Source organism: Tissierella sp. MB52-C2, from assembly GCF_030931715.1.
GTDB lineage: Bacteria > Bacillota > Clostridia > Tissierellales > Tissierellaceae > Tissierella.
The window spans coordinates 2,398,769-2,410,212 of the sequence record NZ_CP133261.1; the positions used below are offsets into that span (position 1 = coordinate 2,398,769).

Sequence of the window (11,444 nt, forward strand, 5' to 3'; positions counted from 1 at the left end):
TTCTCAATTTATATAACGCTAAAAAGCGGAAATCCTTCAATTGGATTCGGTTCAGGGGTAGTCTTCATATATTTTTATCTTAAGGAAACTTTCAGCCACGATTTCCTCTCTCTAAAAGTAAATAATATACTACTGGTCCCATCAATACCTAATAATATTAATTTATGTCTTAATATTCTAACATTAAGATATCTATCTGTCAAGGAATTATTCATATATATACCATTATATTTTTATTTTAAACGTTACCATTTACATTGAGCAAGAAAAATAATAAAAATACTAAGGGAACATTTGCAGGACACGATTTAATTCTTAGTGAATGTAAGCTGGAAAGCCGTTAAGCAGTTTGCACTGTTTGAGCGTAGCGAGTTTGCAAACTGTAGGATTTTTAGCTGGAATGAGCTATAGAATTATTCGTGTCCGAAACAGTGAGTGTGGATTTTTATTATTTTTCAGTATAGTTGTGAGTAGTGATTATTTTAAACTTTCGATTACCTCTTCTAAGGAAATATTTTGTTGTTCTCCCGTTTTCATATTTCTAAAGGAATAAGTATTATTCTCAGCTTCTTCTTGACCTATTACTATAACATAAGGAATATTTAGCTTATCTGCATAGTTGAATATCTTACCAATCTTTCCGCCATCTAAATAGACTTGTGAATATATTCCAGACTCTCTTAAAGCATTGGCAGCTTTTACTCCATTATCTATAAATCCATCCATTGGAATAATCAGAACCTTAGTTAGGGAATTATCCTCTGATTTAATAATTTGAGCCGCCATCAGCTGATAGAAAAGTCTAGTAAAACCTATGGATATACCTACTCCTGGTAATTTTTGCTTAGTATAGTGAGTGGCTAAATCATCATATCTACCACCGGAACAAACAGAACCAATAGAAGGATATTCATCTAAGAAAGTCTCATACACTGTGCCAGTATAATAATCCAGTCCCCTAGCAATTGTTAAATCTATTTTGTAATTGTCCTTTGGCACTCCAAAAAGATTAATATACCTATTCACTTCAGTTAGTTCTTCTAATCCTTCTTTGAATACTTCATTATCAATTCCTAAATTATTTAGTTCTTCTAATACTTCCTCATTTGATCCTTTTATATTTATAAATTCTTTTATTCTCTGAATAGCATTATCTGTAATATCTAAGGATTTTAGTTCTTTTTCTACACCATCTATACCTATTTTATCTAGTTTATCTATAGCTCTAAGTACAAAGGTAGAATCTTCAATATCTATACTCTGGAAAAATCCTTTTAAAACTTTTCTATTATTAATCATTATAGTAAATGAATCAAATCCTAAGTCTTTAAAAGTAGAATAAATAACGGAAGGGATTTCAGCATCATTTATTATATTAAGACTGCCATTTCCTATAATATCTATATCACATTGATAAAATTCTCTAAATCTACCCTTTTGGTTTCTTTCTCCTCTATATACTTTTGCTATATGGTGTCTCCTAAATGGAAAGTTTAACTCTGAATAGTGTTGAGCTACATATCTTGCTAAAGGTACAGTTAAATCAAACCTTAAGGACATATCAGTGCTTCCTTTTTCGAATCTATAGATTTGTTTTTCAGTTTCTCCTCCGCCTTTAGCTAAAAGTACTTCTGTTTTTTCTATAACTGGCGTGTCTATTGGAAGAAATCCGAACTTTTCATAATTTTTTCTAATTGTATCTAACATTTTATTAAATAAAATCTGGTCTTCTGGTGTTAATTCCATAAATCCCGGTAAAATTGACGGTTTAACAATATCTTTACTCATAATATACCTCCATATGTATCTTTTATTATTATAATAACAGATAAAACTATTATTTCCAATTATTTTAAAGAAAAAGAAGTTGATTTAATCAACTTCTTCTTCACTTACCTTTTTTAACTTTGGTCTTTATTTCACATTTTTCACATCCATGACAGAATTCCACTTTATCTCCAAAGACCTGAGAGATTATTGAAACCAGTTCCTCTTCTTCTCCCTCCTCAACATGAAGCTTTATCTTTAAAGGGGAGATAACTATTAAAGAACTTACTAAAAGGTCAGCTTTACTTATATCTTTGTAGAATTCTTCCTCTGGTGTATACTCTAACAAACCATTTTCTATTGTATTATTGTCATTATCTAGTAAAAAATAATCATTATTTTTAATTATTACATTAACTAATTCATATTTTGGTTCCTGTATCTCCACAAAATATTGGAGCATATTCATAAATTCCTGATATTCCTTTTCTACTTCAAGCTCTCCTATGGATTTTTCAATTGAAATATCCAATACATATATATATTTTCTTAATCTAAAATTCATAAATCCATCTATTACTATATTATTATTTTCAATTATATAATTAAGAATTTCTTCATTGATTTTACTTTTTTCTTTTATATAATAATTTTCATTTAATATTGTTGAATGGGCAGATGCAAATATTGTTTCTTTATCTTCTGATGAATAATCACCGCATATTTTTAACACTCTATCTATAATTATAGGTTTAATATATATTTCCAAAATAATATCTTGAACTAAATTAGCTATTGCTCTATAAAAGGCAATATCTTCTAAATTTCTTTTATTATCCAAGGTAAATTCAAACTCATATCTTCCTTGATATTCTTCTGATTTAATAGTTACTTTAGAATCGGAGAAATACCTATTTATTAGATTTTTTACTTCATCTTTTTTAAGATTTCCACCAATTTTTATAGATTGCATTGTATCACTCCCTTCTTTTACTAGTATGTACTTAGAGAGTAGACATATACAATATAAAGACTTACTCTAATGGTAATTTAGAGTAATAATTGTACCAATATCTAGTAGTGTTTTTTTGGATAAAAATATTAATTCTACTCTATTATCCAAAAAAAAATTAAAAATTTCGTTTTTATTAGGATGTTCATTTAGAGTTCCAGATATAATAGATTTTCCATTGTATAAACTTCCATTTGTTCCTCCTATGAAACCATAGTTTTGACCTTTTAATATAATATTTCCTGGCTTAACCAATAAAATTTTATATCCTAAGGAAGTTAGTTTATTGTACATTGGATAATCAGAAGTTATAGCTGAATCTTCTCCTACTATTGCTAGAGAACATTTGCTATATCCTTGTTTTACATTTATAAATTCAATATTTTCTTTTTTTAAATGCAATTTTAGGACTTCATCAGTATATTTAAAATTATGAATGGCAATTCCAGATAACCTCCCTACATTATATGCAATATCAGCAGGATATTTACAACCCAAATATTTTTCTCCCTTAATTAATTTTATACCTGTGTCCTTTAATTCTTCTTTGTAGTAATCAAACACATTGGGAGCTATGACTAAAGTATTATGGTTCACTGGATGAATTACAATATCTGGGTGATAGGAAATACTATCATCTACTTCATTACATTTTATAGTTTTTATTATTCTTAATCCTAATTTTTTTAAATTTTTTTCTATTTCTTCATCTATTCTTCTATCTACAATGGCTAAATCAGCCATATGTTTCGGTATAAAAGGATTCATATATTTCATCCTCCTTAAGATTTATAAAAATAAAAATCCCTGAGAACCTATCCCAGAGATGCTTCTGTTTTCACTTTATCATTATATAGTATTTTTTACTATTAGTGAATAAATTAAATTTAGGATAGAAAAAAGACTAGAGATTTCACTCCCTAGTCCCTATCTTCTATAATACTTTTCCCTCAATTCTCCCCGTTACTCTTTTTTAGTGGTTAATGTATTCTTAGTACCTGAATATAGCCCTACTGCACTAAGACCTATAAATATCCCTTGAACTAAGCCTATTTTTATATCTCCATCTCCAAATAATCCTATGCCTATTACTACTCCAAGTACTACTGATACTACAGGTATATACTTATCTTTTAATCCTACTCTCTTAAATACCTCTAATATACCTATTAATAAAGGTATTATAGCTATTCCTCCATACTCCATTATTAATCCCTCCTTTATGATTAAAAAAGGCTAGGGTTTCCCCTAGCTTTTTTTAACCTGTTACTATTATTGCTTCATATCCTTTAGATTTCAATTCTGTAACTAAGGCTTCTGCATTAGCTCTAAAACTAAATGCTCCTACTTGTACTTTATATAATCCTCCTACTGTAACTACCATTGGACTATATCCTTTACCTTTAAGTTCATTTGCAAGATTATCAGCATTTGCTCTTACTGAGAATGCTCCTACTTGTACTTTATAAAGTGTTGAACCAGAGCCACCACCTTGATATGGGATTCCAAGGTAATTTAATATTCCCTTAGATACTGCTACTGCTAATTCATCTTGTCTATTTTTTAGTATATTAGCATCTTGTGCATTAGATATAAATGCTAACTCTACTAAAGCTGCCGGCATATTAGTTAGTCTTAAAACTGCAAAGTTTGCCGTCTTTGTTCCTCTGTTTGCTGTATATACACCACTTGATATTATATTATTTTGTATAGATTTTGATAAGTTAGCACCTGTTGTACTTCCTGGATAACTATAAGTCTCTACTCCTTTTGCTGATGAATCACTGAAAGAATTACAGTGAACTGATACAAATACATTTGCACCAAAACTATTTGCCCTTGAAGCTCTATCTGCTAATTCTAAGAATACATCTGTGGTTCTTGAGTAGTTTACAGTTACTCCATGATTTTTTAAGATATCACCTATCTTTAATGTTACTGATAATGCTATAGTCTTTTCCTGCAATCCATTACCTATTGCCCCTGGATCATGTCCTCCATGTCCTGCATCTAAAAATACTTTTGCCATAAATAAATCCTCCTCTTATTTTTATTTTTTGAAGATTACTTTAGTCGACTTTTTCACCTTTCAATATATAGATAGATTTTTTAGTGAAATGTTACTATGGTAATTTGAAACTTTTTACTTAAATAATATTTGTTGAATTGCATAAAAAAAGAAGCTTACAAAAGCTCCTGCGAATAGCCCTATAAACCATCTCATGGTGGTTGTAAGTCCTTGAATGGTCTCACAAAGATGTTTTATCTGTATTTTAAATTCAGCATTTTCTCTATCATTCTTATCTAATCTTTTATCTAGTTCCAATAATTTTTCATCATGCTCATTGATTTTCATCTCCATAACTTCATAATTCATATTACACCTCCTAAATTCCATAAAAAAAGAAAAAGCCACGAAATAACGTGGCTCTCTCTCATTATAATTCTATATTAGCTATATTCTTTCCGCCTTGAACTGCTTGGACATTAACTTTTTTGTCTTTATATTTTTCCTTTAACTTCTCAGCATATTTTTGAGCTATTTCTTTTCCTTTTTCTTCTGGAACTCCATCTTCAATACTTATTGCTCCTATGACCCAATCATCCTGAAAATAAATTTGCCCATCATAAACTTCTTCTTCCTTTACCAATTCATCAGTTAGGTTCTCATCCCGCTTTTTATTAGGCTTTACTTTTCCCTGATTTTCATTATGTTGTACTTCCTCTTTATTTTCATTGTGTCCTATTTCCTCTTTATTGTTTAAGTTTGAACAAGAAATTAAAGATATGGACAATATAGAAACAACAATAACACTAATAATCTTTTTTAATTTCATATACATATTACCTCCCTGTAAGTAGTATATCGTAAGAAAATGGCTGTTTCAACTTACTTAATATACCAGTATATGAATTAATATCCTAGATTTCTAGTTAATAAGAAAGGCAATAAAAAAAGACTATTGTCTAGTCTATTGCCTTCCAGTTATTTAGTACATATAGAAATCTTACTATGTTCTTAATTCTTTATAGATACATACCCTTTCACACCTTTTAGATTTTTAGGCGTAGATATCATTTCTATACATACGTTATCTTCTTTTAATTTTGCATAATAATTTAATTTCATCATTTAATTATCATCCTTTCTAATATTATTCTTAATATATATCATGTATTGCTAAATTTACTTCAATACTAGATGCACTAGACATTACATTTTCTACGTCCACATGATATATATCAGTTTTGGAGTCAACCACTGGTAAAAACTTTCTTATTATAAACATACCTACTTGACTTTGAAAAATAATCCTTGTATCTATTGCTAAACATACAGTAACTGACCTATCGGTGCTACCAATTATGCTTATTACATAAAGACGATTATCCTTCAAAGGAAGAAAACCATTAGATGACGTATTAACTATAAATGTACGTGTTTCTCTAGCCCCAATATCTCCTCTTCTTGACCAAGCATACTTAAGACCACCTCTAATTGTTGGTATTCCTTCTAGTGTCCCAACAACTCCCCCAATGTTAACATCTTTCTTAACATTCCCTACCACTAAATTAGCAAATTGTGCCTTAACACTTCCACCGCTATAATAACCAGCTGGAATGTTATATTGCCCACCTTGAGTAGTTAATGTCTGTGCTGGTGCTCCTCTGTTTGGCATAGTTCCAGTAGCTCCTGCTATCGTAGTTCCTGTTAATACATTTGCCACTGGTACTGGAACTTTTAGTACCTTTCCTGCTCCATTGTGGAATCCATTTACTATTGTTTGGTCTACTTGGCTAGGAGTGATATTCACTGCACCACGATTTGGCATTGTTCCTGTTAATAAATTCCCTTGTGATACTACCTTCTTACCAGATAGTATATCTCCTGCTAATGCATCTGTAGTACCTATAGATGGGTCTGTAATAATTGACTTTACACCTAAGCCTAATTCATTAAATGTAGCAATTTCTCCTTGTTTAGAAACCGTTCCACCTTTGGACTTGATAGAGGTTTCTAATAGATTTTTACCATCAAGCCCAGACTGAAAAAGTTTATCTTCTATATCCTTTATACCATCATCTACATAATCTTTACTTGCCTTATTATCTTCCAACTCATTTATAGCACCTGCTAAAGTTTTATTTTCTGTTTGTAAATCTTCTATTGTAGTAGAACCTTGTTTTAGTTCTGCTATATCACTTTCATTCTTGGTAATCCTATTACTCAGAATATCTATGTCTTTTTTAGTTGCTAATATAATAGAAGGATCTACCTTTAGATTAACTACAGATGTATTTGCCACCTCTAGAATCATTCTTATATATAAATCCTTAGCACTTCCATTTTCAAGTAAGGGTTTATATGTTTCAGGATACTTACCTATTGCTAATAGATTACCTTCATCATCAAATACTCCTGCTTCACGAATAGTAAAACCACCTATGTCGGCAGGTATAATAGTTTCTAATACTATCCAACTTGGGTTATTTTCATCTACTACAATTTGTCCTATGTTTCCCCTCCAGACCTCTTTTTTCAATGCTGTTTGAGTTTCTGTGGGATTATAGTAACCTCCATTCCCATCACCTAACGCAAAATGTGTAAAATTTACTTTATTACCTAATGCACTAGCATTTGCTATTTTTGCTTTACCTACTTGGGTAGTTATCGTATAAAATTGTTCTACCATTTAAATCACTTCCTTTCTAGGATATATTATTACTTTCTCTAATCCTGTATTGCTTCCTGCTGCAATGTAAATATTACCTTTTGATAATAGTTCTTTAGGTGAATAAGGATATACTGTTATTTCTTCCCCTGCAATTAAAGCGCTTGCTATATAGATTTCACTCAATTTCTGTTTATAGTTTAAAGTAATATCATAATCTAAATGAGCTGGTTTTATTTCTTCAATTGCATTAAACATATCACTTATATTTAATGTTATAGTCCCTTCATTAGTAAACTTAATATTAATTCTTCCGTCAAATATTATGTCTGCTGTACTTCTTGTATAGGCTTCAATTATAGATTTAATCATTGCTAAATCTACTTTTCCCATACCTCTCATTCTCGATTTTATAAGACTTCTTCGCTCTTCTAAAGTTTTTTTAGGTCTAATAGGGAGCTTCAGTTCTTTCTCATATATAGCAAGTCCCCAAGTGGCAGTATCTATAAAAAACTGTCTCTCCAAATCTTCTATATTTAGCCCTAATCGATCAAACTCCATTTGCTCAGAATTTAATATCTCTTGAAATACTATAGAGGATCTTTCATAAATCGGTAGATATTCTAATAATCTACTCATGTAACTTCACCTCACCTAATATAGCTACTTCTTCACTATCTATTATGATATTTTCTAATCCTTCATTAACTTTTAGATCCATATAGTCTAATACTCCATCTACATTTAATATTAGAGAGCCTATTTGTGCATAAGATACTAAATTCTTTTTAAATGCTATTTCTTTTAAATAATTAGTTATATTTTCTTCTATATTGGATTTAATCTGTTCTAGAAGATAACTTTCATTTTTAGTTATTGTGGCGGATATATTAATATCTTTACTTACGGCAGATATTACAGTACAATATGCACCTATGGGAGCCTGTCCTGCTCCTGTCCCCCAAGTTGTCCATCTATCATTTATATATTCACCCTTAGGATCTATATACTCTTGCACTCTACTAATCAGATCCTCACTAGCAGGCTTTTTGTTACTATCTATTACTATTACTTTTACTGTGTTATCTCCATTCCAAAGGGGAATAACTCTAGCATCACCTACACCCACTACTTCTTTTGCCCAATTTAGGTAATGATATTTATTTCCTGATGTTGCAGGAATACGTATTCTTTCATAGTATCTTTGTCTTAAGTCAAAATCACTTTCTGCATTGTAACCATTTTTTACTGATTCAAGGTTAGTCACATTTGCTAATCCTGCAATACTAATAGGAAAGTATTTTATTGCTCTTGCAGGAACATTACCTATGATTCCAGGTGCTTCACATTCTACCAATACTGTCATTTGCCCCATATCATCAATTGTCTTATCCTCTGTAGATATAAAGTTTACTGTATCGGCTCCTACAAAATCCCCTTTAGAGATTCTAGCACATTCTTGACCTGATATTGTTACTATGGTTGTTGCTTTTGTTGCTAGTTTTCTAGTTATTCCTGTACGTTGATGTATAAATCTTTCCAATTCCTCCCCTGATAGATTTTCTATGTCTAGCTTATTTGCTACTTCCTGTATTCCTCTATTTTTATTTTCAAATTCTATAGCTGTAGCTTTAGAGAAATCGTAAGGGAATAATCCTTCTGATTTATCGTATTTATCTGGGATATTGCTTAATATTCTTTTTAGTATTTCTTCTCTATTTTCCAATTAAAAATTCACCTCCTGGTTGAAGGTTTCTCCATTTTTTAATATTATCGTGAAATATATTCTAAGGGTGGCTGCTTCTTGTTCTGTCCTAAAGTCTTTTATTCTGTCAATTTCACTATGTCTCTTTAATACTTCCTCTATCTCTCTCTTTAGTTCAGATTGTAGAAAGAATTGTGGTACTTTTTTTCCTTGAATTAATTTCTTTATAGTTGTACCATACTCGTTAATGTTCTCATCTTCTTTATATACTTCAAACTTGAATTTTTCAGTTCTTAGTATTTTTTCTATCCAAATTTTTATAGCTTCTTTCCCTTCTACCTCTACAAGTCTACCATCCTTAATTACAAAATCTCCTTTTTCAAAATCAAATAAAAATGTTTTACCCTCATTCTTTTTTTCTTCAAATTGTAATTCTTCTGCAATATTGTCTAAATCCAATTTGGGAAACACTTAATCACCTACCTTTTGGATCTTATCTACTATAAAAAATACCTGCTGGTTTTCGGCAGGTATAATTAACACTTCATCACCTTGTTTTAATTCAAAGTATAGTGTCAATTTGGTTTTTTCTTTCTCATTTATGTTGAATGCAATTAGAGGATTAGAGGGTTTAGAGGTAATCGCAATATCCCCTATATCTCCATCAGCATTTAACTCTAATTTATATTCTCTTTTTGCTAAGCTTTGACATATATATAGATGTCCTTCTTGGAGGATTACTTGCCCATCTAGTATTGAAACTTTTAAAGGCTCTACTCCTACAACTTTACCTACACAAGGACCTATATTAATCTTATTTTCCCTCTCCTTAAACATTTGAGCCAATCCTACGTCCCACATATTAAATCACCTTCTCTAATGTTAAGTCCATGGTATGAATTCTATTTTGATACGTATGAGTACAATCTTTAATTAAATATTGTCCTTTTAGCTTAAACATATCATTATCTACTTCTAATATCCTTCCTGCCCTGACATTATCATCCCCTAATAATTTAATAGATATATCCTCTTTTATCTTATTCAACTCTTTAAGTTTATTTTGAGCAATTACCTTAACTTTGGCCATATCCTTATCATCTACTGATTCAACTTCTTGTAGTAGTCCAAATTTAGATATACTTTTTTCATCTTTAGCTGTTGCAATTACTCGACTGCTTTTTTCATCATTACTTGAAATTAATATACTGTTCCTCATATCTGCTATAGATTCACTTTTACTTATACTTCCTATAGTCTTTAAAGGATTTAAAGAAGCTACATTAGAGGCAGGTTTAAACCTTGGCGTTATGATCAAATCAGTATATTTTTCTATATATAATTTACCTTCTCTCATTTCTAGCCTATAGTTTGATCCTAATTCATTTGTAGCCTGTTCTAATATATCCCTTATAATTTCTGCTATATTATTATCTTTATATATTTTAGTAATAGCTGTAGATATAGATACTATATTACCCATAGGAACATTAAACTTACTACATAACTGTTTGATAGCTTCATCTGCATTTACTTTATTAAATTGAATAATAGTCATAGATTGATTTAGATAAAAAGCATAATCAAAGGCTGTGATAGATTTTGAATATCTGTTAATTCCTAAGTCTACTATAATCCCTCTAAATAATTCTTTGTTATTATTAAGTAAGATTATCTTATCTCCAACTTCAATTAAATCATAGCCTTTCATGTACCTATCATCTATATTCCTAACTGCCTCTAAATTTAATTCCATACCTAGAGTATCTATACTATCCTTCCATGATAGATTTCCACAAAACTTAGTTATATCTGAACTCCCACCATTATTTTTTATTAGAGTTATTATATAATTATCCATTTAATTACCTCCAACAAATCTATATTCAGATAAATCTAATGTATATTCCACATCTCCATTTTTTCTAACCGTATAAGAGAAATTATCTATCAATACTGCCATGTTAAACCATTCTGTTCCATCTCTTTTGCTTGTAATAACTCTAAAGGGTACTTTCTTTGCCCTCCATTTATTAAAGAAATCTACATATCTGAAAGGATCTGCTACGCTTCCAGGCTTCAGCCATCTATACTTTTGAGAAGGCAGTATGGATGTGATAGAAAATGTTCTAATCACCTCATCACCTACTAAGTTTATAGTTCCATTGTTTATAGTTTCGAATTGTTCATTATTTTGAGATTTATTAATCTCTATTTCTGGCACCACAGGTAATATCATTACCTCTTCGTTGTTATTTGCACTAAATATTATATTACCTCCCATTTT

14 protein-coding genes and 1 other annotated feature (1 of these 15 cut by a window edge) are annotated in these 11,444 nt (G+C 30.2%); all 14 genes read right to left on the bottom strand.

All coding sequences use genetic code 11. The features are described from left to right. Positions 1–154: a binding site (T-box leader), on the bottom strand (it extends 43 nt beyond the left edge of the window). Positions 155–477: 323 nt separating this feature from the next. The 14 genes from hisS to RBU61_RS12115 all read right to left on the bottom strand — a co-directional run bounded on the left by hisS (position 478) and on the right by RBU61_RS12115 (position 11,441). Then, entirely contained in the window at positions 478–1,788 is a 1,311-nt protein-coding gene (gene hisS / locus RBU61_RS12050) for a histidine--tRNA ligase (RefSeq protein ID WP_308875665.1), read from the bottom strand. Between the two features lie 100 nt (positions 1,789–1,888). Continuing rightward, positions 1,889–2,740: a putative sporulation protein YtxC gene (locus RBU61_RS12055; protein ID WP_308875666.1), complete on the bottom strand. Its 852-nt coding sequence runs from the start codon at positions 2,738–2,740 to the stop codon at positions 1,889–1,891. Between the two features lie 66 nt (positions 2,741–2,806). After that, the gene (locus RBU61_RS12060; RefSeq protein ID WP_308875667.1) at positions 2,807–3,547 is read right to left on the bottom strand and encodes a DUF6873 family GME fold protein; all 741 of its coding nucleotides are present in this window, start codon (positions 3,545–3,547) and stop codon (positions 2,807–2,809) included. A 195-nt stretch (positions 3,548–3,742) separates the two neighbouring features. After that, positions 3,743–3,985, bottom strand: coding sequence for a phage holin family protein (locus RBU61_RS12065; RefSeq protein ID WP_308875668.1), 243 nt, complete (start codon positions 3,983–3,985; stop codon positions 3,743–3,745). Positions 3,986–4,037: 52 nt separating this feature from the next. Beyond that, positions 4,038–4,808: an N-acetylmuramoyl-L-alanine amidase gene (locus tag RBU61_RS12070; protein WP_308875669.1), complete on the bottom strand. Its 771-nt coding sequence runs from the start codon at positions 4,806–4,808 to the stop codon at positions 4,038–4,040. Positions 4,809–4,922: 114 nt separating this feature from the next. Beyond that, positions 4,923–5,156, bottom strand: a complete 234-nt coding sequence (locus RBU61_RS12075) for a hemolysin XhlA family protein (protein ID WP_308875670.1) — start codon at positions 5,154–5,156, stop codon at positions 4,923–4,925. A 61-nt stretch (positions 5,157–5,217) separates the two neighbouring features. Continuing rightward, positions 5,218–5,616 carry a hypothetical protein gene (locus tag RBU61_RS12080; RefSeq protein ID WP_308875671.1) on the bottom strand — a complete coding sequence of 133 codons (399 nt, stop codon included), beginning with the start codon at positions 5,614–5,616 and terminating at the stop codon, positions 5,218–5,220. 324 nt (positions 5,617–5,940) lie between these two features. Continuing rightward, positions 5,941–7,473: a phage tail protein gene (locus RBU61_RS12085; RefSeq protein ID WP_308875673.1), complete on the bottom strand. Its 1,533-nt coding sequence runs from the start codon at positions 7,471–7,473 to the stop codon at positions 5,941–5,943. Further along, positions 7,474–8,091, bottom strand: coding sequence for a putative phage tail protein (locus RBU61_RS12090; RefSeq protein WP_308875674.1), 618 nt, complete (start codon positions 8,089–8,091; stop codon positions 7,474–7,476). It lies immediately after the preceding gene. Continuing rightward, positions 8,084–9,178 carry a baseplate J/gp47 family protein gene (locus RBU61_RS12095; RefSeq protein ID WP_308875675.1) on the bottom strand — a complete coding sequence of 365 codons (1,095 nt, stop codon included), beginning with the start codon at positions 9,176–9,178 and terminating at the stop codon, positions 8,084–8,086. Before RBU61_RS12095 ends, RBU61_RS12090 begins: the two co-directional genes overlap by 8 nt. Continuing rightward, positions 9,179–9,628, bottom strand: a complete 450-nt coding sequence (locus tag RBU61_RS12100) for a DUF2634 domain-containing protein (protein WP_308875677.1) — start codon at positions 9,626–9,628, stop codon at positions 9,179–9,181. Continuing rightward, positions 9,629–9,994: a DUF2577 family protein gene (locus RBU61_RS12105; RefSeq protein ID WP_308875678.1), complete on the bottom strand. Its 366-nt coding sequence runs from the start codon at positions 9,992–9,994 to the stop codon at positions 9,629–9,631. It lies immediately after the preceding gene. A gap of 25 nt (positions 9,995–10,019) precedes the next feature. Then, positions 10,020–11,018 carry a hypothetical protein gene (locus RBU61_RS12110; protein WP_308875680.1) on the bottom strand — a complete coding sequence of 333 codons (999 nt, stop codon included), beginning with the start codon at positions 11,016–11,018 and terminating at the stop codon, positions 10,020–10,022. Beyond that, positions 11,019–11,441: a phage baseplate protein gene (locus tag RBU61_RS12115; RefSeq protein WP_308875681.1), complete on the bottom strand. Its 423-nt coding sequence runs from the start codon at positions 11,439–11,441 to the stop codon at positions 11,019–11,021. It abuts the gene before it with no gap. Positions 11,442–11,444: the final 3 nt, after the last annotated feature.

Excerpts from the sequence above, each read along its gene's own strand:
- RBU61_RS12075 (WP_308875670.1), bottom strand. The coding sequence starts at position 5,156 with ATGAATTATGAAGTTATGGAGATGAAAATCAATGAGCATGATGAAAAA.
- RBU61_RS12110 (WP_308875680.1), bottom strand. The coding sequence starts at position 11,018 with ATGGATAATTATATAATAACTCTAATAAAAAATAATGGTGGGAGTTCA.
- hisS (WP_308875665.1), bottom strand. The coding sequence starts at position 1,788 with ATGAGTAAAGATATTGTTAAACCGTCAATTTTACCGGGATTTATGGAA.
- RBU61_RS12090 (WP_308875674.1), bottom strand. The coding sequence starts at position 8,091 with ATGAGTAGATTATTAGAATATCTACCGATTTATGAAAGATCCTCTATA.
- RBU61_RS12085 (WP_308875673.1), bottom strand. The coding sequence starts at position 7,473 with ATGGTAGAACAATTTTATACGATAACTACCCAAGTAGGTAAAGCAAAA.
- RBU61_RS12070 (WP_308875669.1), bottom strand. The coding sequence starts at position 4,808 with ATGGCAAAAGTATTTTTAGATGCAGGACATGGAGGACATGATCCAGGG.
- RBU61_RS12105 (WP_308875678.1), bottom strand. The coding sequence starts at position 9,994 with ATGTTTAAGGAGAGGGAAAATAAGATTAATATAGGTCCTTGTGTAGGT.
- RBU61_RS12060 (WP_308875667.1), bottom strand. The coding sequence starts at position 3,547 with ATGAATCCTTTTATACCGAAACATATGGCTGATTTAGCCATTGTAGAT.
- RBU61_RS12080 (WP_308875671.1), bottom strand. The coding sequence starts at position 5,616 with ATGAAATTAAAAAAGATTATTAGTGTTATTGTTGTTTCTATATTGTCC.
- RBU61_RS12055 (WP_308875666.1), bottom strand. The coding sequence starts at position 2,740 with ATGCAATCTATAAAAATTGGTGGAAATCTTAAAAAAGATGAAGTAAAA.
- RBU61_RS12115 (WP_308875681.1), bottom strand. The coding sequence starts at position 11,441 with ATGGGAGGTAATATAATATTTAGTGCAAATAACAACGAAGAGGTAATG.
- RBU61_RS12065 (WP_308875668.1), bottom strand. The coding sequence starts at position 3,985 with ATGGAGTATGGAGGAATAGCTATAATACCTTTATTAATAGGTATATTA.